The 22,994-nt window shown below is 36.0% G+C and carries 25 protein-coding genes; 6 read left to right on the forward strand and 19 right to left on the reverse strand.

Going from position 1 to position 22,994, the window contains the following annotated elements; translation table 11 throughout:
• Nucleotides 1–8 precede the first annotated feature (8 nt).
• Together fumC and ACNFU2_RS13085 are read left to right on the forward strand one after the other, a co-directional pair.
• Nucleotides 9–1,403 carry a class II fumarate hydratase gene (fumC, locus tag ACNFU2_RS13080; RefSeq protein ID WP_273650095.1) on the forward strand — a complete coding sequence of 465 codons (1,395 nt, stop codon included), beginning with the start codon at nucleotides 9–11 and terminating at the stop codon, nucleotides 1,401–1,403.
• A 114-nt stretch (nucleotides 1,404–1,517) separates the two neighbouring features.
• The gene (locus ACNFU2_RS13085; protein ID WP_172281350.1) at nucleotides 1,518–1,712 is read left to right on the forward strand and encodes a hypothetical protein; all 195 of its coding nucleotides are present in this window, start codon (nucleotides 1,518–1,520) and stop codon (nucleotides 1,710–1,712) included.
• Nucleotides 1,713–1,783: 71 nt separating this feature from the next.
• Here the strand turns inward: ACNFU2_RS13085 and ACNFU2_RS13090 are convergent, their stop codons facing one another.
• The 12 genes from ACNFU2_RS13090 to ACNFU2_RS13145 all read right to left on the reverse strand — a co-directional run bounded on the left by ACNFU2_RS13090 (nucleotide 1,784) and on the right by ACNFU2_RS13145 (nucleotide 13,386).
• Complete coding sequence (locus tag ACNFU2_RS13090; protein WP_172281352.1) at nucleotides 1,784–2,821, reverse strand: outer membrane beta-barrel protein; 1,038 nt, start codon at nucleotides 2,819–2,821, stop codon at nucleotides 1,784–1,786.
• Between the two features lie 30 nt (nucleotides 2,822–2,851).
• Nucleotides 2,852–3,466 (reverse strand): hypothetical protein, encoded by a 615-nt coding sequence (locus ACNFU2_RS13095; protein WP_273650098.1) that lies wholly within the window; start codon nucleotides 3,464–3,466, stop codon nucleotides 2,852–2,854.
• Entirely contained in the window at nucleotides 3,453–4,013 is a 561-nt protein-coding gene (locus ACNFU2_RS13100; RefSeq protein ID WP_306613044.1) for an RNA polymerase sigma factor, read from the reverse strand. Before ACNFU2_RS13100 ends, ACNFU2_RS13095 begins: the two co-directional genes overlap by 14 nt.
• 104 nt (nucleotides 4,014–4,117) lie before the next feature.
• Nucleotides 4,118–5,053 carry a Dyp-type peroxidase gene (locus ACNFU2_RS13105; protein ID WP_306613046.1) on the reverse strand — a complete coding sequence of 312 codons (936 nt, stop codon included), beginning with the start codon at nucleotides 5,051–5,053 and terminating at the stop codon, nucleotides 4,118–4,120.
• A 24-nt stretch (nucleotides 5,054–5,077) separates the two neighbouring features.
• Nucleotides 5,078–5,785, reverse strand: coding sequence for an ABC transporter ATP-binding protein (locus ACNFU2_RS13110; RefSeq protein WP_273650103.1), 708 nt, complete (start codon nucleotides 5,783–5,785; stop codon nucleotides 5,078–5,080).
• Nucleotides 5,786–5,789: 4 nt separating this feature from the next.
• Complete coding sequence (locus ACNFU2_RS13115; RefSeq protein ID WP_418121980.1) at nucleotides 5,790–7,256, reverse strand: DUF5687 family protein; 1,467 nt, start codon at nucleotides 7,254–7,256, stop codon at nucleotides 5,790–5,792.
• A 48-nt stretch (nucleotides 7,257–7,304) separates the two neighbouring features.
• Nucleotides 7,305–8,954, reverse strand: coding sequence for a DNA repair protein RecN (locus ACNFU2_RS13120; RefSeq protein WP_306613049.1), 1,650 nt, complete (start codon nucleotides 8,952–8,954; stop codon nucleotides 7,305–7,307).
• A 73-nt stretch (nucleotides 8,955–9,027) separates the two neighbouring features.
• Nucleotides 9,028–9,933: a DUF4835 family protein gene (locus ACNFU2_RS13125; protein WP_172281366.1), complete on the reverse strand. Its 906-nt coding sequence runs from the start codon at nucleotides 9,931–9,933 to the stop codon at nucleotides 9,028–9,030.
• Nucleotides 9,934–9,969: 36 nt separating this feature from the next.
• A complete protein-coding gene (gene coaBC / locus ACNFU2_RS13130; RefSeq protein WP_273650106.1) occupies nucleotides 9,970–11,175 on the reverse strand; it encodes a bifunctional phosphopantothenoylcysteine decarboxylase/phosphopantothenate--cysteine ligase CoaBC in 1,206 nt (401 codons plus the stop codon).
• A gap of 122 nt (nucleotides 11,176–11,297) precedes the next feature.
• Complete coding sequence (locus ACNFU2_RS13135) at nucleotides 11,298–11,621, reverse strand: DNA-directed RNA polymerase subunit omega (RefSeq protein ID WP_034681463.1); 324 nt, start codon at nucleotides 11,619–11,621, stop codon at nucleotides 11,298–11,300.
• A gap of 41 nt (nucleotides 11,622–11,662) precedes the next feature.
• Entirely contained in the window at nucleotides 11,663–12,658 is a 996-nt protein-coding gene (locus ACNFU2_RS13140) for an outer membrane protein assembly factor BamD (protein WP_172281372.1), read from the reverse strand.
• A gap of 98 nt (nucleotides 12,659–12,756) precedes the next feature.
• Nucleotides 12,757–13,386, reverse strand: a complete 630-nt coding sequence (locus ACNFU2_RS13145) for a TetR/AcrR family transcriptional regulator (protein ID WP_172281374.1) — start codon at nucleotides 13,384–13,386, stop codon at nucleotides 12,757–12,759.
• Nucleotides 13,387–13,481: 95 nt separating this feature from the next.
• On the opposite strand from ACNFU2_RS13145, the gene ACNFU2_RS13150 reads away from it, so the two are divergent.
• The 4 genes from ACNFU2_RS13150 (at nucleotide 13,482) to ACNFU2_RS13165 (ending at nucleotide 15,895) form a co-directional block, all read left to right on the forward strand.
• Entirely contained in the window at nucleotides 13,482–14,111 is a 630-nt protein-coding gene (locus ACNFU2_RS13150) for a TatD family hydrolase (protein ID WP_273650112.1), read from the forward strand.
• Nucleotides 14,104–14,829, forward strand: a complete 726-nt coding sequence (locus ACNFU2_RS13155) for a tRNA threonylcarbamoyladenosine dehydratase (RefSeq protein WP_273650114.1) — start codon at nucleotides 14,104–14,106, stop codon at nucleotides 14,827–14,829. The genes ACNFU2_RS13150 and ACNFU2_RS13155 overlap by 8 nt, the downstream gene beginning before the upstream one ends.
• A complete protein-coding gene (gene rnpA / locus ACNFU2_RS13160) occupies nucleotides 14,829–15,203 on the forward strand; it encodes a ribonuclease P protein component (protein ID WP_273650116.1) in 375 nt (124 codons plus the stop codon). The genes ACNFU2_RS13155 and rnpA overlap by 1 nt, the downstream gene beginning before the upstream one ends.
• 83 nt (nucleotides 15,204–15,286) lie before the next feature.
• Nucleotides 15,287–15,895 carry a DUF4126 domain-containing protein gene (locus ACNFU2_RS13165; RefSeq protein WP_273650117.1) on the forward strand — a complete coding sequence of 203 codons (609 nt, stop codon included), beginning with the start codon at nucleotides 15,287–15,289 and terminating at the stop codon, nucleotides 15,893–15,895.
• Nucleotides 15,896–15,919: 24 nt separating this feature from the next.
• On the opposite strand, the gene ACNFU2_RS13170 is transcribed toward ACNFU2_RS13165, so the two are convergent.
• From ACNFU2_RS13170 to miaB, 7 genes are all read right to left on the reverse strand, one after another.
• Entirely contained in the window at nucleotides 15,920–16,102 is a 183-nt protein-coding gene (locus ACNFU2_RS13170) for a hypothetical protein (RefSeq protein WP_273650119.1), read from the reverse strand.
• Between the two features lie 9 nt (nucleotides 16,103–16,111).
• Nucleotides 16,112–18,058: a hypothetical protein gene (locus tag ACNFU2_RS13175; RefSeq protein ID WP_273650121.1), complete on the reverse strand. Its 1,947-nt coding sequence runs from the start codon at nucleotides 18,056–18,058 to the stop codon at nucleotides 16,112–16,114.
• Nucleotide 18,059: 1 nt separating this feature from the next.
• Nucleotides 18,060–18,611, reverse strand: a complete 552-nt coding sequence (locus tag ACNFU2_RS13180) for an LptE family protein (RefSeq protein WP_273650123.1) — start codon at nucleotides 18,609–18,611, stop codon at nucleotides 18,060–18,062.
• Nucleotides 18,601–19,299, reverse strand: coding sequence for a hypothetical protein (locus ACNFU2_RS13185; RefSeq protein WP_273650125.1), 699 nt, complete (start codon nucleotides 19,297–19,299; stop codon nucleotides 18,601–18,603). The genes ACNFU2_RS13180 and ACNFU2_RS13185 overlap by 11 nt, the downstream gene beginning before the upstream one ends.
• Before the next feature lie 2 nt (nucleotides 19,300–19,301).
• Nucleotides 19,302–20,585, reverse strand: coding sequence for a sigma-54 interaction domain-containing protein (locus ACNFU2_RS13190; RefSeq protein WP_172281392.1), 1,284 nt, complete (start codon nucleotides 20,583–20,585; stop codon nucleotides 19,302–19,304).
• A gap of 99 nt (nucleotides 20,586–20,684) precedes the next feature.
• On the reverse strand, nucleotides 20,685–21,098 hold the full coding sequence (locus ACNFU2_RS13195) for a hypothetical protein (RefSeq protein WP_273650128.1): 414 nt from the start codon (nucleotides 21,096–21,098) through the stop codon (nucleotides 20,685–20,687).
• A gap of 62 nt (nucleotides 21,099–21,160) precedes the next feature.
• Nucleotides 21,161–22,600 (reverse strand): tRNA (N6-isopentenyl adenosine(37)-C2)-methylthiotransferase MiaB, encoded by a 1,440-nt coding sequence (gene miaB, locus ACNFU2_RS13200; protein WP_273650130.1) that lies wholly within the window; start codon nucleotides 22,598–22,600, stop codon nucleotides 21,161–21,163.
• Nucleotides 22,601–22,994: the final 394 nt, after the last annotated feature.

Below are 22,994 nucleotides of genomic sequence, written 5' to 3' on the forward strand. Positions count from 1 at the left end.
CAACCACAATGAATTACAGAATAGAAAAAGACACCATGGGCGAAGTGCAGGTACCTGCTGATAAATTCTGGGGAGCGCAGACCGAACGATCCAGAAACAATTTCAAGATCGGACCGGAAGGTTCAATGCCTCATGAAATTATTGAAGCTTTTGCTTATCTGAAAAAGGCAGCCGCTTATGCCAACACCGATCTGGGAGTTCTTGCTGCTGAAAAGAGAGATATGATCGCGAAGGTTTGTGATGAGATTCTGGAAGGAAAGCTCAATGATCAGTTTCCATTGGTTATCTGGCAAACAGGCTCCGGAACACAATCGAATATGAATATCAATGAAGTAGTATCAAATAGGGCTCATGTTAATAATGGCGGAACACTTGGTGATAAATCTGAAATTCACCCGAATGATGATGTGAACAAGTCTCAATCTTCCAATGATACCTATCCTACCGCAATGCATATTGCTGCCTATAAAAAAGTAATTGAAGTAACCATTCCTGCGGTTGAAAAACTAAAAAATACGTTAGCCGAAAAAGCTAATGCTTTTAAAAATGTCGTAAAAATCGGAAGGACCCATTTAATGGACGCTACTCCTCTTACTCTTGGACAGGAATTCTCAGGCTATGTAGCTCAACTGGAATTCGGTCTCAGAGCATTACGAAATACTCTTCCGCATCTTTCTGAATTAGCTTTAGGAGGAACTGCAGTAGGAACAGGCCTTAACACTCCAAAAGGTTATGATGTAGCTGTAGCGGGATATATTGCAAAGTTTACCAATCATCCTTTTATAACTGCGGAAAACAAATTCGAGGCACTTGCTGCCCATGATGCCATAGTGGAATCCCATGGAGCCTTAAAACAATTGGCCGTATCACTATTTAAGATCGCCCAGGATGTAAGATTATTAGCTTCGGGACCCCGTTCCGGGATTGGGGAAATTCATATTCCTGAAAACGAACCGGGATCATCTATCATGCCCGGAAAGGTAAATCCTACTCAAAATGAAGCTTTAACTATGGTTTGTGCGCAGGTTTTAGGAAATGACACTACCATCTCCTTCGCCGGGACCCAGGGAAATTACGAACTAAACGTTTTCAAGCCTGTTATGGCGTATAATTTTCTTCAGTCAGCTCAGTTAATTGCTGATGCATGCATTTCATTTAACGACCACTGCGCTGTTGGAATTGAACCTAATTATGAGAGAATTAAAGAGCTTGTTGATAAATCTTTAATGTTGGTAACTGCTTTAAATACCCATATTGGTTATGAAAATGCAGCTAAAATTGCAAAAACAGCCCATAAAAACGGAACAACATTAAAAGAAGAAGCCGTTAATCTAGGACTTTTAACCGCTGAACAATTTGATGAGTGGGTAAAACCGGAAGACATGGTCGGAAGCTTAAAGTAACAAACAGAAAGGCCTTGGAGAAATCTAAGGCTTTTGTTTTAAGCATTTAAGCACTGATCTTCTGATTATTTTTTTTCATAAATTAGTGATACATAAATATTTAAACTAATAACTATGAAAAATCTTGCAAAGCTTAACAGAGAAAATTTAAAGAAAATAGTGGGTGGACATACTTGTCCGAGTGGAACCCGTCACATCATTTACAACGGATATCATGGCTGCTGCTTATCCGCACCTTCAGGAAATCCATGTACTTCTGGAATGTGCTTTGTAGAAGCAGACATGTGTTCGGAAGAACCGCCAATGTAATTTCATAAACAAGGCCGGAAAATCATTTTCCGGCCTTTGTTCAATAGATTTATATAAATATATGTGTTTTCTTACCACCAAAGGGCTACTCCAAAAATCAGTGCTTTATCATTTTTAAAAGTATCATCTTTAAAGAAATTGCTGAAATCCTTCTTTACAAAAATACTGAAATCGTTATAGGAAAGTGTAACCTGACCACCATATACGAAAGGATTGACCTGGTAATTCGCACGGTCTCTCGAGTCGAATCCGTCTCCTTTGAAGATATTATTACTCGACATTTTTATCCCTCCATACACATTAGCTCCAACCTTGAATCCCTTATTATAGTCTCTGTACTGAATATCCATTCCTGCACTTTTAAGTTTTGAAAAATTATACTGCAAACCCAGAGGAATCATGATATAGCCCGTTCTCAACTTACTTTTATCTATACTTCCCTGATATTTCTGCAAATGGACATTCGAATTGGCATCCTTTGCAAAAATCATATTATCATCCAAACGCAGTGTTCTCCAGGAAAATCCAACACCGGAAATAAGACCCCATGGACTGGTTCTGCTAAATTGATAGTTAAATTTAAAGCCGAATTCCAGATTATTGGAATATCCCATATGCTTATCGAGGTCATTATCGGACAAATTATTTGTAAGCGTCATTACTCCATAAGAGAAATAACCATCCAAACTTCTTGTCGGCCTGAACTTCTTCAAAAGCTTCGCCCTTAGTTCTTCCTTGGAAGTAACATCAGTATTGAGAAGTGAATACCTCACCTGTTTCTGAATCACCATATCGAGGTCAAAACCCAAATCCCGTATCCTTTGGTCAATTTTTTCTGAAAAGCGATCTGCAATGTCTGCTTTCTGCTTATTAAACTCATTCTTTTCGAGTCCTTTGCTCTGAAGATCTAAAAGCTCAGCTTCCATAAGTTTTTTCTCCTCCTGAATAATTGTATTAATCTCTGTAGCATATTCTTCTACTTTTTCCTTGACCATAGGACTCACATCGGATTCTTCTTTTGAAGGAAGATTAAACGTAGGCTTTTTCTGTGCATATGCTGTGGCAGAAAAAAGGCACACGAATCCTATCAGGATAAATTTCTTGATCATAGTATTATTATTTTTTTATCGTTAAAATTATTATTTGCCGTTCAGATCGATAGTCGCAACATTACTTTTGCCTTTGGTCTTTTCAATGGCATCTTTATGTTCAACCGAAAAAAGCAATGTTGAGGGGTCAACATATCTTTTCCTGCCAGCCGGTACCTTTGCAGAATCCGTCTGTGCAATAATTTTGGCAGGAGGTGTTTCTATAATAACAGGTACTAACTCAGAAGTGTTTTCTTTAATGACCGGTAATTTTTTGTTATCTCTGGATACAACTGCCTCAGGGGCCCCTAAATTCTCAGATGGTTCAGTATTCTTTGTCTCGTCCTTCTTTTTTACATCCTGTAGCACCATTGCCGGAGATTCTTTTACCACTTCTCTTATCACTTTCTTTGCACCGGAAGGTATTTTTCTTTCTGTAATCTGAACTTCTGAAGGCTTTTGTTTATTGTAAAATACCAGAACAGAGCCTAAACTGAAAAGCAGGATAAGACACGCTGCAACCAATAACCAGTTAAGTTTTGATTTTGGACGATTATTCTGTGTGTGATTCTGAATTTCAGACCACAAATCTCTGGAAGGATTTATTTCCCTTTCTTCAATTTGTTTTCTGATCTGATTTTCAAAATTATTTTTAATAGTGTTCATTTTTTAGTGTTTTTTGTTGTTGAAAGTAAATTTTTCTTAATCTCTCTTTTGCTCTGAATAATTGCGTCTTGCTCATGGCTACGGAGATCTGTAGTGTATCGGCAATCTCCTGATGAGAGTATCCTTCCAAAACATAAAGGTTAAAAACCATTTTATATGCATCCGGCAACTGATCCAAGAGCTCCTGGGCATTAAAATCAAATACTAGCTCCTCTTCATTGCTTTCATCCATGAAAGATTGGTTGATTTCATCGAGGTAAAAAACGGTTTTACGGCTTTTGATAAAGTTTAAACATTCATTAACAACAATTCTTCTTGCCCATCCCTCAAGGTTACCATCTCCTCTGAAACTTTCAATATGTTGAAAAATCTTGCAAAATGCTCTGATAAGGCAATCTTCTGCCTGATACAGATCACTGACGTAGCTTTTGCTTACACTTAGAAATTTTTTTACATTTTGATCATAAAAGAATTTCTGGGCAGCCGCATCCTGTTTTTTCAGGCGGCTAAGCAAATCCTCTTTTTTATTTCCAAACAAAAGTTTCATTTAAGATTAGTTTCTACTTTAAAGACAACAGGATTTCAAAAAGGTTACACCAAAAAATATTTTTTTATTTTAATTGATAAATATAATAACAGTTGATCCGTATTTTATCCCGAAAAAGCGTCCAGCATATCTCGGGTTGGAGCAAAGAATAATGTCCCTGTTTTAGCAGTGCTAAAATCTAAAATCCTGTCATAATTCCCTGCCGGATCGCCAATAAACATGTTGGTAAGCATTTTTTTCACTGTTGTAAAGGTGCTTGCATATGCGATAAAATAAGTTCCGAATTCATTGGTTGATGGATTCCCAAATGGCATGTTATCTCTAACGATTTTTAATTCTTCACCATTTTCACCTTCAATATTGGCTAAAGCAATGTGGGAATTAGATGGTTTTACGGAATCAGACATCTCAATGTCATTTTCCTTTGACCTTCCGATCACTTTTTCCTGTTCGTCAGTCGAAAGTCCTTTCCATGCATCCATATTGTGAAGGTACTTCTGAACAAAAAGATAGCTTCCCCCTTTATAGGCTAAATCTTCGTCTCCTACTTTTGCAAAATAATCACGGTCTTCTCCGTGCGGATTTTCGGTTCCATCTACAAACCCTAAAATTGACCTGGCATCCCAATATTTAAATCCATGAATTTCCAATATACTTTCAGCAACGGAGCTTAATAATTTTGATATCTCAATGGCCATATCAAAGCAAATACTTTTATTGTTTGCCCTTAAGTGAAAATGCAGGTCGCCGGGAGTAGCAACAGCAGTATGTTTTACCCCTTTTATTTCTTCGAAATTGGCTAATTCTTTAGGAAGTGGTGTTGGGAGATCCAGTTTTTTCCATGCTTCATATCCAATCGCCATAATACAGCTTGCTCTGCTATCCGGAAATCTGTTGAAAACAGAATTGTTAAGATTTAAAACCAAAGCGCATAGTTGCTGAAATATTTTTTTCAATTGAGGGCCCTCTTGTAGCTTCCACACCATAAAAATAGTGTTACTGTTAGGATAATCAGTAACGTTCTGTGACTCTTGATTCATTTGTATTTTGTTTTAAAATTAAAATTATAGGGAAACCTGATCCGCAAAGTACTGCTCAAGATCACGCAGCGTCTCCGGATTAGTCTGAATGTCTTTAACCATCTTTCCTTTATTAACCACCACAATCCTGTTGCACACTTCGGTTGTATGCGATAAATCGTGACTGGATATCAAAAAAGTAACTCCTTCTTGCTTGGAGAGTTCTTTGATCAGGTTTTTAAGCTTTATTTGGGTTGAAGGATCCAGGTTGGCAAATGGTTCATCCAAAATAATGATCTCCGGACTTCCGATAATCGCTCCCACAATTCCCACTTTTTTCTGATTACCCTTTGACAGATCCCGGACATATTTACCGGAGTTAAGGATTTCTCCATTAAACAAATCATAAAACGGTTTTAAAAACTCATCTACAGAGGCTTTGTTTTGCCCGCGCAGTTCACCGATAAAATAGAAGTACTCTTCGGGTGTTAGATAGCCTATTAAAAACGTATCATCTACAAACGCAGAAACTTTACTTTTCCATGCTTCAGATTCGTTTACTTTGATACCATCAATGCTCACAAAGCCTGTTGTCGGCTGAATAAGATCCAGCATCAGACTGAAGAGTGTCGTTTTTCCTGCACCATTATTTCCAACCAGCCCAAAAGTTTCTCCCTGAGGGATTTCAAGGTTTTCAATGTTTAGAACAGTAGCTGTACCGTATGTTTTGGATAAATTATGTATTGTGATCATTCTGTTAATCTTTATTTTTAAATGCCTCTAGTGTACTGTATTTTTCTCTTTTATAGTGCCTCACAATGATATCAAAGATCTTTTCTCTGAACAAGAAGCCAATCACGCCTAAAACTGCAATGCTGATTACGCCTCCTGTGATCCCGAAAGAATATTTAGAGATAGCAAAAACAGCCATGGGCAACAACATTTTAGGTATCAGCAATAACATTGCTTTTAAATTAAAACTATTTTTTTGGCCGATTCTTTTTTCCTTTGAATTAAGATCGATCTGCGTTTTATTAAACGCTCCTGACCATAATGTAAATTGTGAGTTAACTCCCATATTATATAGGCCTGCCGCTAAAAAGGTGATATATATTTCCCATCCGAAATACACATAAAATGCTGCAAGCACCATTGACAGAGAGGTTATAATATTCATGAGCCACCATTTGGCTTTAAGATATTCTTTATAGGGCACATTTAAGGTCATCATCAACGGATAATAAGAACTGTCGAATGCAGGAACTCTCTGTCCAAATAAAAACTGAAAGCCGCCTGTTACAAACAATCCCATGAACATCATCATAGCCGGAGTCTTATATACCGGAGAGACCAGCATCAGAAGACCATAAAAAACAAAAAAGAAACTTCCCAATAAAATACCTTTTGTTACCTTATTTCTTCTGAGCATTTTTACGTCATTATTGATAAAAGTTCCTAATGCGCCATACTTATTCAAAAAGGCGATATTTTCTGTTTTACCAATCGTTTTTTTAGCTTCAAGTCCCTGATCAAGATAAAATTCCCTACGGATATGATTAAAGCATAACCACCACAATACTAGAAACAAAACAAAGGCGATTACTGCATAATCCGGTTTTTCATAAAAGCTATAAAACACCGTTTCTGAATAAGATAAAACAGGAATAATCTGGTAATAGTTCAACAAAGCAAAAGCTCCAAAAACAATCGCTACTGCAATGGCAATCTTTTCTTTATCATTGAAAAATATATTAATAAAATTATTTAGGTAAAAAAGAGAAGAGACCCCTATGAACCACCCAAAAATTTCTAAAAACCCGTATCCATTGAATAAGGCGATCAAAGAAAAGGTAATCAGGAAAAGAGAATTAAACCAGCTGAATGCAGACAGAAATGTCTTTACCAGCATATAATTAACCAATGTTTTCTTTGAAATATTCAGGGTAAGAAAGGGCTTGATGTTCTGAGTAGGCATTTCCTGCCAGATGTATTTGGCAGCAAGGTCGATAATCCATCCTATAATTAAAAATCTTGAAACTATTTTTAAGGGATCCTGATGAAGCTCTTCCTGTACATAAAAGAAAGCTGCGAATGCTCCACCTGCTAAACATGCCATAAAATAAAGAATCCCCATAAAACGAAGGATCTTCATTGCCATGTTAATCCCAACGGAAGTACCACGAAAAAAACTCTTGATTTCTAACCTGAGGAATTTTAAAAACATAACCTTTTTTTTACATTAGTAAATATAATGTAAAAAATGTTACAAAACTCAGCCTATAAGCTCTTTGGCCTGTGCTAAAGCCGCTTCGGTAATCTTACTTCCAGAAAGCAATTGGGCAATTTCATTTAGCTTTTCATCTTCATTTAACGGGATAATTGTAGATTGTGTCCTTCCTGCAACATCCTGCTTTACCACTTTGTAATTATTATTTCCTTTGGCCGCTACTTGTGCCAAATGAGAAATCACAATGAGCTGCATGTCTTTTGACATTTCTCGCATCAGATTTCCTATCTCTTCAGCAACTTTTCCAGAAACTCCGGTATCGATCTCATCTAGGATAAGCGTAGGAAGATCATCACTTTCGGCAATAATCTTTTTTACAGCAAGCATTACTCTTGATCTTTCTCCTCCGGAAATAGCCGTCTGAATAGGACGTAAAGGAAATCCTGAATTAGCCTGAAATAAAAGCTGGATATTTTCTTTACCAAAAGCATTAAAATCCGGTACTGTCTCTAGCTCTATATCTACTTTTGCTTTTTCAAGTCCTAATTTCTTTAAAAGCTCTTCTGCTTTTTTGATAAATACAGGAATACTTTTTTTCCTGTTCTTGGAAAGTTTTTCAGAAAGGGATAGAAGCGATTTTTCTTTCTTTAATATATCTTCCTTAATTTCACTGATCAGGCCTTCCAGTTCGGACGCTCCTTTTTGTTCACCTGCAAGCTGATCCCTGATTTCTTTCAATTCGCTGACATCTGCAACATTGTGCTTTAAAAGCAATGCATTCAGCTTGTTATTAAGTTCAGAAAGCAATGCCAGATTTTCAGGATTGATTTCAATTTTTTCAGATTCATTTTCAAGCTCCGAGATGATATCTTTTATTTCCACGAATGATTCATCAAGCCTTCTATCGAGTTCAGAAAAGCTATGCGAAATATCTGCAATTTTTGAAAGCTTATTTTTAGCTTCATTAAAAAAGGATAAAATCCCTATTTCTTCCTGATGAAATCTTGATAAAATCTGAACAAGATTATCAGAAATCATTTCCGCATTTTCCTGAATCGAAAGCTGGCTTTGTAATTCTTCATAATCAATATCATCCAGTTTCAGATCTTCCAGCTCATTCAGTAAAAATAATTTGTAATCACTTTCTTTGTTGTTTTCAGAAAGCTGAATTTGCAGTTTTTTAAGTTGCGCTTTTAAGCTTTGAAATTCTAAAAACTCGTATTGATAATCTGAAATCAGCTGTTTGTTTTCAGAAAGTCCGTCTATGATTTTAAACTGATATTCCGAGGTAAATAGATTGGAAGTTTCAAATTGGGAATGAATATCAATCAGCTGGGAAGAAAGTTCTTTTAAAACATCCAAAGTCACAGGAACATCATTAATGAAAGCCCTCGACTTTCCGGATGGCAGGATTTCTCTTCTGATAATGGTCTGATGCTCATAATCCAGATCGTTCTCTATAAAGAATTTTTTAAACTGGTTATCCAGAGAAAATTCGGTTTCTACAATACTTTTTTCTTCTGTTTTAGAAATAGATTTCAGATCTGCTCTTTCTCCTAAAATAAGCCTCAAAGCACCCAGTATGATCGATTTCCCAGCACCCGTTTCACCGGTAATCACCTGCAATCCGTTGTGCAAAGAAACTTCAAGAGTATCGATTAAAGCAAAGTTTTTAATAAAGATTTTCGAAAGCATAAATTTCCAGCAGATTAGTACTGCAAATATAAATTTTAGAATTAAGAATTCAAGATATTTATGTTCTTAAAATTTATTTCCACTTATTCCATTTATCATTAAACTTAGGTGCAAAAACCATCATCATCTGCTTAAGATCATTTAAAACTATTCCTCCGTTGTTGTTAGAGTTGAAAATATTAAAAATTTCATCATTCTTTACTTCAAGGAAAAGATTCAATGCATAATTCTGCTGGAAACTATTTTCATACGTTTTCAATTGCATCAGTGCATCGTATATAATTTTCTTAGGCTGTGTCTGATCCTGGTTGTATAAGTTATCTAATCCGGCTCTGTGGTAAGTATAGTATATGGAGCGCAACTGACTTAAGTTAGGACCTGTTAGCTGACTGATCAGGACACCTCTGGTTCTTGGCCCCTCACTTCCGATCTGTGCCCAGCCTTTGTATCCTCTGTTTTGTGCATTCTGTGCGATTTGCTGTGCTTTTGCAAACCATTGTGTCCCTCCCATTGATTGAAAGCTATCAGCATCATAACCTAAAACAAGGTATACATAGAAGCTTATGACGTCAATAAGATTTTTACCCGAGAATTGCCTTTCGTTGAATATCAGGTTTTCATTTTCAACATATTCAAATTCGAAATTGGTATCCTGCAAGTTGATGAGCGGAGATTCATAATTCGAATTATAAACGGGACGAACTGCCTGAACAACAATATTTCCCCCATATTTGTTTCCATCTTTGGAAGTTAATACAATCGCAAAATTGGATTTTATTTTTTCAAAATTCTGAAGCTTTTTTCCCGTCCAGCTGGTATTATTAATAAAATCTTTAAGACTTTTTTCCAACGTTTTAAACGCCTGCTGATTACTTCCTCCCAACTGTTGAGAATTTACCTGCACGGTAGACAGTAATTCCTGAGAAAAGCTGACGTTATATATGAAGAGCAGTAAAAATAAACCTATTAGTTTTTTCATTATCTATTAAAAATTGAGAACGGAAATTTATTAAAATTATTTTAAAAGTTGATCCTCAACGAAATTCAGAATATCTTTAGCTACACCCTCTTTTGATTTCAAATCAAATTCTTTCCTCTCTGTTTTGGTAAATATCCTTATTTTATTGGTATCATTTTTAAATCCTGCTCCTGGATCACGAAGTGAATTGAGCACAATCATGTCAAGATTCTTCTTCTCCAGTTTTCCTTTAGCATTTTCCTCTTCATTCTGAGTTTCCAGAGCAAACCCAACCAAAAACTGACGAGTTTTCTTCTCTCCCATCGTTTTAAGGATATCCGGATTTTTCACCAATTCTATTGTAAGATTTTCATCGTTCTTTTTGATTTTCTCCCTGGCGACCTCTTTCGGGGCATAATCCGCTACAGCAGCACTTGCTATTGTAATGTCTGCATTTTCATAAAATTCAAATACTTTATCAAGCATTTCTTTCGCGGAAACCACTTTATGCAGCTCTATATTAGGAGAGTGGATAACCTGAGAACTTGGACCGGATACAAGAATCACTTTAGCACCTCTCTTCGCGGCTTCTTCAGCCAATGAAAACCCCATTTTACCGGAAGAATGATTTCCTATAAACCGGACAGGATCAATAGCTTCATAGGTAGGACCTGCCGTGATCAAAACTGTTTTTCCTTTGAAAATTGTATTGTCACCGGCTGCAGCAAAAAAGTTATCAACGGTTTTGAAAATAGTGTCAGGTTCCGCCATTCTTCCCTGGCCCACTAGACCACTTGCAAGCTCTCCGCTTTCTGCCGGAATAACAAAGTGTCCGAAATCCTCAGCTAGTTCCAAGTTTTGTTTTGTAGTTGGGTGGTCGTACATATCAAGATCCATTGCAGGGGCAATAAAAACTGGGCATTTCGCAGACATATATGTAGCCAGCACCAGATTATCACACATCCCATGGGTCATTTTGGCCAACGTATTTGCAGTGCAGGGAGCAACGATCATTACATCCGCCCACAATCCCAATTCAACATGGCTGTTCCAACTCCCATTTTCATTATAAAAATCAGTAAATACAGGCTTCCTGGATAATGTAGAAAGGCTTAGTTTAGTAACAAAATGTTCGGCATCAGGAGTCATAATAACCTGCACTTCCGCACCATTTTTTATAAAGTCTCTTATCAAAAAGTGAATTTTGTAAGCAGCAATTCCTCCAGAAACGGCAATAAGAATCTTTTTTCCGGAAACACTCATTTAGTTTTAATTTTTTAAAACACTAAATTACTTATTTTTTCCCACAACAGGTTTACAAACGACAAAGGTCATAAAGAAATTATTCCCTTATGACCTTCATTTATAAAAAATACAAATGATTTTTATTTTCTTTCTTCAGTTTTTCTGAAGTACACGTCTTCGTTCAACCATTCTTCAATTGCAATAGAAGTTGGTTTTGGAAGTTTTTCGTAATGTTTGGAGATCTCAATCTGCTCTCTGTTTTCGAAAACCTCTTCCAATGTAGAATTGTGAACAGCAAATTCATCTAATTTATTATGCAATTCAGTACGAATTTCTGCATTAATCTGCTCTGCTCTCTTTCCCATGATAACAATAGCTTCATAGATTGAACCTACTTTATCTTCAATCTTGTCTTTATCGTAAGTAATTGTATTTACTTCTGCTTTTGTATCTTTTACACTCATTTTGAGAAAATTATTTATTTATAAGGTGGCAAATTTACGAATTATCTTTTGATTTTGAAAGTGGCAGCCGGAGGAGGTGTTTGTAACGCAGCACTATCCCTCTGAATCTGCAATGCTTTCTTTTCTGTAGCGACTTGATCTTTGATCTGCTGATCGGTCTTTGTTCGTGCTTCCAGCTTCTCAGCTTCTTTCTTTTGCCTTGCTGTTAATGTTGCCAATCTGGCTTCTGTCTGCTTCTTAACAACTGCAAAGTTTTGCTTTTCTTTATCCAGCTTCTCTCTAAGATCTACTGCTGTTTTAGAATATTCTGTGTTCGGAAGCTCTTTTTCTACCTGCCTTGTGAATGCTATTGCACTTTCAATACGTTCTTCTTTAAGTCCGTATACCGAATTTTGTGCAAGCAAATAACGGGACTTCATCATATAATCATAGATTTTCGGACGAAGCTTTGTACTTGGAAAATCTTCCAATACGTTTTCCAAGGCAACAGTGGCTGATTTATAATCACCCATTTTATAGTATTGTCTTGCGTTTTCGTAGGATTTAAATTCCAGTTTATAAGTCAGCTCATCAATAAGCTGGTTGATATTTTTAGATCTTTCAGAATTTGGATAGTTGTTAAGGAAGTCTTGCAATTCATTGACTGCCAACTCAGTACTTGACTGATCCAGGTTATAATCCATAGATCCTTCATAGTAACATAGTGCAGACATATACGCTGCTTCCTCAGCTCTCGGGTCTTTTGGAAAACTTACTGCAAAGTTTTTGAACTGGTGTCCTGCCAACTTATAGTTCTTATCATAGTAGTTTGCATAAGCCGTATTAAATCCAACATTCGGAAAGTCATCAGTCCCTGCAACTAGGTTAGCAAGCCTGTCATAAAGAGCCAAAGCGTTTTTCCATTTCTTTTTAGCAAAATTTTCATTAGCTGCTTTTAAGATGAAGGCTTTATCAGCACTTTTCAATGCTTTTTCCTGCTGACTCGCGCATGATGAAATTACAGCTATGGCAAAAAGACCTAAAATATATTTTTTCATAAAAAATTCAACCGTTATTGGATTATTCCAATCTATTAATTTGCAAAAATATAACTTTTTTATCAATAGATTTTTTTTTATGATTATTTAACGTAATTTTAGTCTGCAGCGTATCCTAATATTGCAAAAACACTCAATAAAAGGTTCATTCTGATTTTTTTCTCCGCTTCCTTAGCATAAGCTTCCTCATTTTTACTCGGTACATATAGTTCATAGAAATTCTTATTTCTAATGACAAATAATGTGGATCCCAGAATCGTTGTAAGGATATCTTCTGGCTTTGGAGTAAATGTAAAAACTCCGGACGCAACTCCTTTTTTGATCACCTCATCCAGTTTTTTTACAAAAAGCTGATAAAAATCCAGCAATTCAACTTTCAGGTTATCCGTATGTCGAAGCTCCTGAGTAACAAAGCCATGAAAATAATTATATTTAAATAATTGTGATACAATATATTTTATAATTTCTTTCATCTGCATCTCTGGTTTACCGTCTTTAATGGTATCAGCAAATTCCGAAAAATTTTCTCTGGTCTTTAGCACTCTGTACTGATAGAGGTAAGACATCATTTTTTCCTTGGACCCAAAATAATAAGAGATCATGGCTACATTAATGTTTGCTTTAGAGCAAATGTCTCTTACCGATGTTCCTTCATACCCTTTTTTCGCAATAAGCTCCTCCGCAATATCCAAAATATGGATCTGTTTTTCGGTAAATTTTTTTTTCATAAAGTGTCGCTTTTGAGTAAAGTTAAGAAATTTTTAACATATTTATAAACGTTTGTTTAAGAATTTTAAATTAATTCCAAATTATAGTATTTTTGATGATGGAATTTTTTGATTTTCACCATCATAAAAAAAATGTCTGCGACGGTATCTATAATCTGGATATCGGAGATAATATACCCAGTACATTTTATTCTGCGGGTATTCATCCAAAAGATATTGATCCGGACAAGATTGAAGAGCAGTTCAACTGGCTGGATTCCGTAATTCATAACAATTGCCTTACTATAGGAGAATGTGGCCTTGACAGCTTTGTTCCGGTTGATATGAAAATCCAGGAAAGCGTATTTTTAAGACAGATCAAATTGGCGAATGAATTAAAAAAGCCGATGGTTATTCATTGTGTCCGAAAATTCTACGAAGTCATTTCATTAAAAAAAAAGGCAGAACAGCCTATGATTATTCATGGTTTTAATAAAAAACAAAGCATCGCTGAAGATCTCCTAAAGAATAATTTCTATTTGAGTTTTGGAAAAGCTGTTTTGTATAATTTATCTTTGCAAAATATTTTGAAAATTACTGCTTTAGATAAAATCTTTTTAGAAACCGATAACGATGATTTTAATATTGATTTATTGTACAGCAAAGTTTCGGAAATAAAAGGTATTTCTCAGGAAAACTTAAACAAACAAATTTTAGAAAATTTAGAGACGATAAAAAATGGATAAGTATTGGTTGGAAAGAACAGAGCTTCTTATTAAGGAGGAAGGACTCGAAAAGTTGAATAAAGCGACTGTTCTTGTAGTAGGATTAGGTGGAGTAGGCTCGTTTGCCGCTGAATTTTTAGCAAGATCCGGGGTCGGAAATATGACGATTGTAGATGGCGATACGGTAGATATCACAAACATTAACAGACAATTACCGGCATTACATTCTACTATCGGAAAGCACAAGGTTGAAATCGTTGCTGAAAGACTCTTAGATATTAACCCAAAACTTAATTTAATAACTATCAATGAGTTTTTAAATCCTGAAAGAATGGATCAGATCCTTGATGAAAACAAATTTGATTATATTCTCGATTGTATTGATAGCGTAACTCCAAAGCTTACATTGTTAATTGCTGCAAGAAGAAGAAAAATTAAGATCGTAAGCTCTATGGGAGCGGGTGGAAAAACAGATCCAAGCAAAGTAATGGTGAGAGACATCAGCAAAACCCACAACTGTTATCTGGCCAAGCAGGTTAGAAAAAGGCTTAAAAAGGAAAAAATAAATAAAGGCATCCGTTGTGTTTTCTCTAATGAACTTCAAAATGAAGAAAGTTTGAAAATGACAGATGGAACAAATTACAAAAGGTCTTTTTATGGGACTATCAGCTATATACCAGCCATTTTTGGATTGTATGCAGCGGCGGAAGTTATTAATCATTTAGTAAAAAAAGGCTAATGCAGAATTTCAGATACCCAAAGGAGGAAAAACTCAAAAAGACCAATGACATCACCTTGCTTTTCGAAAAAGGTAAATGGAGAACCCATGGGAATCTGAGAATTATTTTACTTAAGGACAAACCTAATTTACCTGTTGAAGTTTCTAAATTCGGGGTTTCCGTATCTAAAAGGTATTTTAAAAAAGCAGTTCACAGAAACCGCATCAAAAGATTATTGAGAGAATGCTATCGCTTACATAAAGATCTTTTTAAAGAATCTTTTGGAGAAAAGACGATGGCCATGCTTTTTTGGATCTCCCCTGAACTTCCGCAAAAGTTCCAGGATGTAGAAGCCCAGTTCATCAAACTATGCCAGGCTCAGAAAAAACAGTAAACTCCTCATATTGTCTGTAATTTTCAGATAAGCTTACAATAGTTTTTGTAACTTTAGGGAACACAACCAATTTGAAAATTAATATGTTAGACAATATTCCCTATCTCCCTTATGTATTAAGTGCATTCATTGGCATTGGCCTGTCCGCAGCAACAGGCTTCAGGGTATTCCTTCCTCTGTTTGCCGTAAGCCTGGCATCCTACTTACACTGGATCCCTATGAATGATCAATTTGAATGGCTTGCCGGGCTCCCAACACTTATTACAACAGGCATTGCTACGATCGCGGAAATTTTAGCCTATTATATTCCATTTATTGATCATCTGCTGGATACACTGTCTGTTCCATTGGCAACTATTGCAGGATCCATCCTTTTTGCAAGCCAGTTTGCCGATTTTGGAACATTTCCGCAATGGGCATTGGCTATAATTGCCGGAGGCGGAACTGCCGCAACAATCAGTTCCGGATTTGCAGGAATCAGAGCTGCCTCCACAGCCACCACAGGAGGCTTAGGCAATTCTATTGTAGGGACCACTGAAACAGCAGGAGCAGGAATTATGTCCGTTCTGGCCATGGCCGTTCCTGTTATTGCGGCTATACTGGCTGTTATTTTAGTAATTATGGTAATTGTTATGGGACGTAAGGCCTGGCGAAAATTAAAACGCAGTAAACAGACTATTGATAAAGTATAAAAATACAGAAGGCTGAATATGAATTCAGCCTTCTGTATTTTTATTCGAACGAACTGTTTTATAAATGGCGTAAGCAAAAGGGAAAAAAACCGATGTATAAGACATTTTCAGTCCTTTATAAAACTCTTTTGGAGGATAAAATAAAAATGAAAGTAAGAATCCTAAAACAAGAAATCCAACAATCAGTACTATTACTCTCTTATTCATTTTTAAATTTTAACTTTTCCCTCTTATATCTTTTACTTCCTGTATTTTATCTTCAAAATACGATTTCTTTTCAGGATGTTTACCTGCTAATATTTCAAAAGCTTTTATTGCCTTGGTATATAGTTTTTGTTCAATATATAATCGTGCAAGTGTTTCCGTCATTAAATGTGAGATATCATCGTTTTTTTCTTTTACAACGAAGTTGCTCTCATCTTTTAACTGGCTTATTTTAGGATTATTCTCAATGAATGATTCAATCACTTTATTTTTAAGCTCAGCTTTATCCTTTTCAGGATCTTTCTCGGTACGATCTATCTTTAACCAACTCTGCCATGTATTGATAAATCCCGGAACATTGCTGTCAGCAGGATCCGCAGTGGCCTCTTCCACATGAGGTTTCTCAGATGCAAGATCTTCCGTATTGTTATCCTTTTCTTCATCATTCTTAGTAGCCATCGTCCAGCTTGAAATATCTGAGCTGAAGAAAGAAACATTCATCACAGGGGCTTCTTCTTTATTTTCTTCTACAGAAGCTGCCTGAGATATTTCTGATTCTTCCTGAACGGGTTCCTGCTCTTCTATATCCTCTTTAACAATCTGGTGCGTTGTCTCTTCTTTTGGTGCTTGTTCTTCTTCAGGAAGTTCTGCCGGTACAATTTCTTCTTTTGGTTGAGAAACAGGTGCCGGTTTATTGATAAGTGAATCGGGAGTATGGGATTCGAAACTCATAGGCTTCCATTCTGATTTCACTTCTGTGGCAATTCGAGGTTCTGATTCTTCCTGGTAAGCTTCAGCTTTGATCTCTTCTGAAGGATTAGTCACTTCGTGCACCGGTTCAGCTTTCTGTATCTCTTCCGCTTCAATTCCTTTTTCAACTTCAGGATGAAAACTCTGCGTTTCTGAAAAATTAATATCACGACTCAGAATTTCTGGTTCCGGATCTCGTTTTTCCTCAGTGACAGCCTTAGTTGCCTTCATTTTCTTTTCTACCTCCTCAATAAGCCTTCTCATTTCTTCTTCGTGCTTATTGAGTCCCTGTTGTGCAACTTCAGCAACAGCAAGCTCATCGTTGCTGCCAGATTCAATCTTCACTTCCGGCATAAAGGAATCAGTACCATGGAAACTCAATTCCGAATCATCGGTTACTCCTTCTTTTTCAACAGGAGATGTAATCTGATCCTCATTGATTATTTCTTCCGGGGTGTAAGTTTGTGACTCAGGTTCAGTAAAATCCTGATTTTCATCCGAAGTAAGCTCTGTCTCTTCTGTATCCCTAACTTCAATAATTTCAGCTTCAGAAGAAGTCGCCGTTTCTATTTCCTCTGCATTTATTTCTGGGGACTCTTCTACTTTATCCTCTTTAGCCGGTAATTGCTCAGTAATTTCTTTTTCTAAAGGTAAATTTTCAGGGAGTATTTGCTTTTGTGTAACTATCGTTCCTGATTCCAGCGTAGATTCTAAGTCAATTGTTTCGATATTGTTATCATCAAGGAAGTTTTCCTCTCCTTCAAACAAAATTCTGTTTCGTTCACCGTTTACATAAATATGTTTAATTTCCGGAAGTGGTGCCGGCAGCTTGTTAGTTGCTTCTTCTTTAGTCTGTATCTTCTCAGGTAGCTCTTCCCTTTTGATCGGGAAGCTTTTACTTTTAGGAAAATACCTTGAAGCATTCTCTTTATTCGTTACCACTTTATTTTCAGGAGCTGCAGGTTTCGTTTTTTCCTGAATTTTACCATTTATAAGCTGATAAAGGATCTTTTTATCAGTAGTATAAGCCGCAGTTGTAGACAATTCCTTCTGATAGTTTTCCTGATCATAAAGATGAATACCATATAAATGTAAAGCTCTTATATTTTGAATGTAGGGAAAAGAATTAATTTCTTCTTTCAAAAGATGAAGATCTTCCGATTGAATATTTTTGGGGTTCTTTAATAATTCTAAAACTCTGCTATTCATCTTACCAGTTCGCTACAATATCGTTAAATATCTTATTAATGATTCTTTCGTTTACAATTTTAACCTGCGAGGTTTCTATCGCACTTTGAGACAAGCTGCTGTTGAATACAGCTTCATCTGAATATGTACGGTCAAAACTCAGGTCAGGATGAAGTTTATTCTCATAATGCACTTTTACAGTAATCGTTAGCTTATTTTGAGATTCTTGTATAACTCCTCCTGTAGCTGTTGTCTGAGTATTGGAGCTAATAGTAGTAGGAGTAATAGAATAGTCTGTAATTTCTCCTTCCACCAAGATGTCCGCATTCTCTTTTGTTCCTTTTAGCGTCGTTCTTTGTAGAAAACGATTTTGAATATCGGTAGAAAACTGCTGAGATAAAGTAGGATTTACTAAAGCCGCATTATTGGGAAATTCATTAATCTGAATCGTTTTCTCGTCTTTTAAAGACGATCCGGTAAAACTATAACATGAGTTTAGGGTACTTAAGCAAAGTAACAAAAACCCAACAATTTTCAGGCGCATTATATTGATATTCTTAATGTTAAAATTCATTTTTCGTTCCGATTTCTTTTATTTCATCATATTCTATCTGCTGGATTGCATCCTCAAACGCAAAGTAATGGGTTGTATAAAAATAAGGCATTGTGATAAGAATACCAATACCACAAAGAAGTATTCCTATCTGGGAAAGAAACCCAACAATAATCGCAAATAAAAAGATAGTCAAGAGATTATTCCTAGTCATAATCCTCGACATGATCCATGCTGTTTTTATATCATTAACCTTTTTAAGAGATATGAGCCCCGGAATATAAAACCCAAGTAAAGCTACAATAAAAACAGCAATTACAATGAGGAATATATAAAGGACCATAAATAATCCGAATGCGGGCGGAACAGCATCTCCATCCACTACAGAAGTAAAAGGAATAAAAATAAACATTGGAATATAAAGAGCGAAAACTCCACCTATAATGATCAGCTGTACGATAAAATAAGGTAAAAAATCATCGAAATTAAAAATTTCACCTACACTTGCTTGTTCTCCTTTATTGACTTTCCGGCAATATTTGTAAAAATTACCCATTGCCAGTAGTCCACAAAAAGGTATAATAGACATTACCATACACAAAATGTAAGCTACTATAAAATTCCCAAAATCTTTCTTTAAAAGTTCCAGGCCTTTGCTCAGGTATTCGTTTAGTTTAAATTCGACAGGCTTTGCCTTATTATTCATCATACTTAGTCTTCTAGATTATATTGTTTTATCTTTCTGTATAGTGTTCTTTGTGAAATGCCCAACTCATCAGCTGCTTTATTCCTACGTCCCTTATGCTTCTCTAATGCTTTAATAATCAAATCTTTTTCATTATTTTGAAGCGAAAGCGATTCCGGCTTATTTTCTTCAATCTCTATATCCTGAATATCTTCATAACTATCATCGGGAGTCGAAATAATAGTTGGAGTCTGGACTACAGGATGATTATCTTCAAAATAAAGTAGGGAATTAGCATTAGTATTTTGCTGTGAATCCGAAGTGTAAAGTCTGTTGATCAAAGTTTTTTCCTGGGAACTTAGATCGCCTGCTCCTCTGTTTTTTATTAATTCAGAAGTCAGAGATCTCAGATCATTGATATCATTCCTCATATCAAACAGGATTTTATACATAATCTCTCTTTCGTTTCCGAAGTCACTCTGTTTCTGAGCATTAGGCGTATTAACAACCATTGGCAAATGGCTTTCGGTCGGTATGTACTCCGCCAGTTTTTCAACGCTTATATTTCTTTCTCTTTCCACCACGGTCATCTGCTCAACTAAGTTTCTTAACTGACGTACATTCCCGGGAAAGCTATAATTTTCTATATAATGAACTGCACTTGGCTCTAAAACCAACTCAGGCATTCTGTATTTTTCAGCAAAATCGATTGCAAACTTTCTGAAAAGCAGATGAATATCTCCTTTTCTATCTCTCAAAGGCGGCATATCGATCTGCACGGTATTCAAACGATAAAATAAATCTTCGCGGAACCGTCCGTCCTGGATCGCCTTCATCATATTTACATTGGTTGCAGCAACAATCCTCACATTGGTCTTTTGTACCTGAGAAGATCCAACCTTCATAAATTCTCCACTTTCTAAAACCCTTAAAAGGCGGACTTGTGTTTGCAAAGGAAGTTCACCCACCTCATCCAGGAATATTGTTCCGCCATCTGCCACTTCAAAATAACCTTTTCTAGTTGCTGTAGCTCCGGTAAATGCTCCTTTTTCATGTCCAAATAATTCGGAATCAATTGTTCCTTCCGGAATAGCACCGCAATTGACAACGATGTAAGGCTGATGTTTTCTTCTGGATTCTGAATGAATAATCTTAGGGATAAATTCTTTTCCTACACCACTTTCCCCAATGACCAGAACGGAAATGTCTGTTGGTGCCACCTGAATAGATTTTTCCAAGGCACGGTTTAATGCAGGAAAATTACCAATTATTCCAAAACGGTTTTTTATATTTTGTAAGTCGTTACTCATAAGTAAATTAGATTATTGATCTTAAATTTCGCCTACCTTCAATTTTGTTTTAGTAAGCATCATTAATTTGTTTAAATAAAAAAAGTTTAAATTTTAATTTTAACTTATTATATCCAAATAATCTTTGTTTCTGATTTTGGAAACTTTACTTTTAAAGTTGAAAGCTTTAGCAGATGCATATCCGACCGCTTTTTTCTCAAAATTCCTTAGAATCTCATCATATTTTCCAGCTTCACCTCTACCTCCATGCTCATTAAAACCCGGATTATGATCTCTATTTGAACTTAGATCTCCGGCGTTTTGCTTTTGGCTGATAGCGGTGTAGTGAATTTTATGCTTTCTCTCGGAAAGATGAGATCCTTCACAATCTTGAGAATTTAAAAACTGATGATAGACATCATAAAGCCTATGAATGGTGGTATTTTCAGCAGAACAGGTTGTGTTTTGTGCTGAAATATTACTGCAGATTATTACCAATAAAACACTCAGGCAATATTTATGAAGCTTTTCCATTGTCTATTTTATGGTTATTGATAATAATTTATAGTTTATAATTTACTCCTGTAAAAAGTAGATTAGTTTTTAACTGTTTCCCCTAAAAGCGTCCCTTGTGTATTGTCAAATACAAAAACATCTACAATGTCACCTATCTTTTGACCTTCCAGCATATCGAATACACAAACAGCATTCTGGGAATTTCTTCCCTTCCATTGATTTTTATTCTTTTTGGAAACTCCTTCAATGAGAATCTGATGCACTCTTCCTACATAGGATTTCATCCGTTTTTTAGAAAGCTCTCCCTGTAAAGCGATAACCTCCGCCAAACGTCTCTGTTTAACATCTGCAGGAATATTATCTTCCATCTTTTTATGGGCCGGAGTGCCAGGCCTTTCAGAGTAAGCAAACATATATCCATAGTCATACTCTACCTCTCTCATCAGGCTTAGGGTATCCTGGTGATCCTCTTCAGTTTCATTACAAAAACCGATGATCATATCCTGGGAAAAAGAGATATCAGGAACAATTTCCTTAGCTTTTCTGATAAGCTCCAGATATTCTTCTCTGGTGTGCTGTCTGTTCATTGCAGCCAGCATATTATTACTTCCACTTTGTACCGGAAGATGCACATATTTACAAATGTTCTCATGCTTAGCCATGACCCTGAATACATCAAGACTCATATCCTGAGGGTTGGAAGTAGAGAATCTTATTCTCATTTCCGGAACCGCTTGAGCGACTAAACCAAGCAGCTGAGCAAAATCAACGGCCGTAGCTTTCTGCATTTCAGAAGCTTTTGCAAAATCTTTTTTCGGGCCCCCTCCATACCAAAGGTAAGAATCTACATTCTGCCCCAAAAGGGTAATTTCTTTATATCCGCTATTCCAAAGATCTTTACATTCTTCAAGAATTGAATGTGGATCACGGCTTCTTTCTCTTCCTCTTGTAAAAGGAACAACACAGAAGGTACACATGTTATCACACCCCCTTGTAATAGTTACAAACGCGGTTACTCCATTTCCACCCAGACGGACAGGATTTATATCTGCATAGGTTTCTTCTTTGGACAAAATAACATTGATCGCATCCCTGCCATCTTCTGTTTCCTTTAATAAATTAGGCAGATCCCTGTAGGCATCAGGCCCCACAACAAGATCAACAAGCTGTTCTTCTTCGAGAAACTTAGTTTTTAATCTCTCCGCCATACATCCAAGAACCCCCACCGTCATATTAGGTCGTTCTTTCTTGAGGTTTTTAAACTGAGAAAGACGCATCCTTACGGTCTGTTCAGCCTTCTCACGTATAGAACAAGTATTTAAAAGAATGAGGTCTGCTTCTTCTACTTTAAGGGTGGTATTATATCCTTGTTCATTAAGAATAGAAGCAACAATCTCAGAATCAGAGAAATTCATCTGACAGCCGTAGCTTTCTAAAAATAATTTTTTAGAATTCCCTACTTTTTCAGCAATAGCAAAAGCTTCTCCCTGTTTCGTTTCGTCTATATATTTTTCCTGCACAATAATCAATTTAAGTTTTAAATCACAAAGTTAAAGCACTCCCTTCAACTTTAGAATGCTAAACTTTTATAATCAATTTGCAAAGATACAAAATATTGTGACAGAATGGCAGGATTATCTTTTCTAAAAAGAAGGGCTTCAAGATACAGCCAATCAATTGGATTATATAAATATTTCAATTGTCCTTAAACAATAGATACACAATGATTCTGCACAAAAATAACCTTTATAAAGGGACTATAAATCTGTAGCCATAGATGATAAATTCATTTTTATCTTTATCTGAGAAATTATTGGTCTATTATTACAGGTAGCAGGTATCCAGTTCTTTTTGATTCTCCTTACAATATATTTCATATCATCAAAAAATATTTCGCTGTTCGCAACCTTTGGA

Origin of the sequence: Chryseobacterium sp. PTM-20240506, assembly GCF_048296755.1 — a bacterium.
Lineage (GTDB): Bacteria > Bacteroidota > Bacteroidia > Flavobacteriales > Weeksellaceae > Chryseobacterium > Chryseobacterium proteolyticum.

Excerpts from the sequence above, each read along its gene's own strand:
- ACNFU2_RS13110 (WP_273650103.1), bottom strand. The coding sequence starts at position 5,785 with ATGATCACAATACATAATTTATCCAAAACATACGGTACAGCTACTGTT.
- ACNFU2_RS13190 (WP_172281392.1), bottom strand. The coding sequence starts at position 20,585 with ATGAGTAACGACTTACAAAATATAAAAAACCGTTTTGGAATAATTGGT.
- ACNFU2_RS13145 (WP_172281374.1), bottom strand. The coding sequence starts at position 13,386 with ATGAAAAAAAAATTTACCGAAAAACAGATCCATATTTTGGATATTGCG.
- ACNFU2_RS13140 (WP_172281372.1), bottom strand. The coding sequence starts at position 12,658 with ATGAAAAAATATATTTTAGGTCTTTTTGCCATAGCTGTAATTTCATCA.
- ACNFU2_RS13155 (WP_273650114.1), top strand. The coding sequence starts at position 14,104 with ATGGATAAGTATTGGTTGGAAAGAACAGAGCTTCTTATTAAGGAGGAA.
- ACNFU2_RS13125 (WP_172281366.1), bottom strand. The coding sequence starts at position 9,933 with ATGAAAAAACTAATAGGTTTATTTTTACTGCTCTTCATATATAACGTC.
- rnpA (WP_273650116.1), top strand. The coding sequence starts at position 14,829 with ATGCAGAATTTCAGATACCCAAAGGAGGAAAAACTCAAAAAGACCAAT.
- coaBC (WP_273650106.1), bottom strand. The coding sequence starts at position 11,175 with ATGAGTGTTTCCGGAAAAAAGATTCTTATTGCCGTTTCTGGAGGAATT.
- ACNFU2_RS13135 (WP_034681463.1), bottom strand. The coding sequence starts at position 11,621 with ATGAGTGTAAAAGATACAAAAGCAGAAGTAAATACAATTACTTACGAT.
- ACNFU2_RS13170 (WP_273650119.1), bottom strand. The coding sequence starts at position 16,102 with ATGAATAAGAGAGTAATAGTACTGATTGTTGGATTTCTTGTTTTAGGA.
- ACNFU2_RS13120 (WP_306613049.1), bottom strand. The coding sequence starts at position 8,954 with ATGCTTTCGAAAATCTTTATTAAAAACTTTGCTTTAATCGATACTCTT.
- ACNFU2_RS13180 (WP_273650123.1), bottom strand. The coding sequence starts at position 18,611 with ATGAATTTTAACATTAAGAATATCAATATAATGCGCCTGAAAATTGTT.
- ACNFU2_RS13175 (WP_273650121.1), bottom strand. The coding sequence starts at position 18,058 with ATGAATAGCAGAGTTTTAGAATTATTAAAGAACCCCAAAAATATTCAA.
- ACNFU2_RS13150 (WP_273650112.1), top strand. The coding sequence starts at position 13,482 with ATGATGGAATTTTTTGATTTTCACCATCATAAAAAAAATGTCTGCGAC.
- ACNFU2_RS13115 (WP_418121980.1), bottom strand. The coding sequence starts at position 7,256 with ATGTTTTTAAAATTCCTCAGGTTAGAAATCAAGAGTTTTTTTCGTGGT.
- ACNFU2_RS13095 (WP_273650098.1), bottom strand. The coding sequence starts at position 3,466 with ATGAACACTATTAAAAATAATTTTGAAAATCAGATCAGAAAACAAATT.
- fumC (WP_273650095.1), top strand. The coding sequence starts at position 9 with ATGAATTACAGAATAGAAAAAGACACCATGGGCGAAGTGCAGGTACCT.
- ACNFU2_RS13165 (WP_273650117.1), top strand. The coding sequence starts at position 15,287 with ATGTTAGACAATATTCCCTATCTCCCTTATGTATTAAGTGCATTCATT.
- ACNFU2_RS13195 (WP_273650128.1), bottom strand. The coding sequence starts at position 21,098 with ATGGAAAAGCTTCATAAATATTGCCTGAGTGTTTTATTGGTAATAATC.
- ACNFU2_RS13090 (WP_172281352.1), bottom strand. The coding sequence starts at position 2,821 with ATGATCAAGAAATTTATCCTGATAGGATTCGTGTGCCTTTTTTCTGCC.
- ACNFU2_RS13085 (WP_172281350.1), top strand. The coding sequence starts at position 1,518 with ATGAAAAATCTTGCAAAGCTTAACAGAGAAAATTTAAAGAAAATAGTG.
- ACNFU2_RS13100 (WP_306613044.1), bottom strand. The coding sequence starts at position 4,013 with ATGAAACTTTTGTTTGGAAATAAAAAAGAGGATTTGCTTAGCCGCCTG.
- ACNFU2_RS13105 (WP_306613046.1), bottom strand. The coding sequence starts at position 5,053 with ATGAATCAAGAGTCACAGAACGTTACTGATTATCCTAACAGTAACACT.
- ACNFU2_RS13185 (WP_273650125.1), bottom strand. The coding sequence starts at position 19,299 with ATGATGAATAATAAGGCAAAGCCTGTCGAATTTAAACTAAACGAATAC.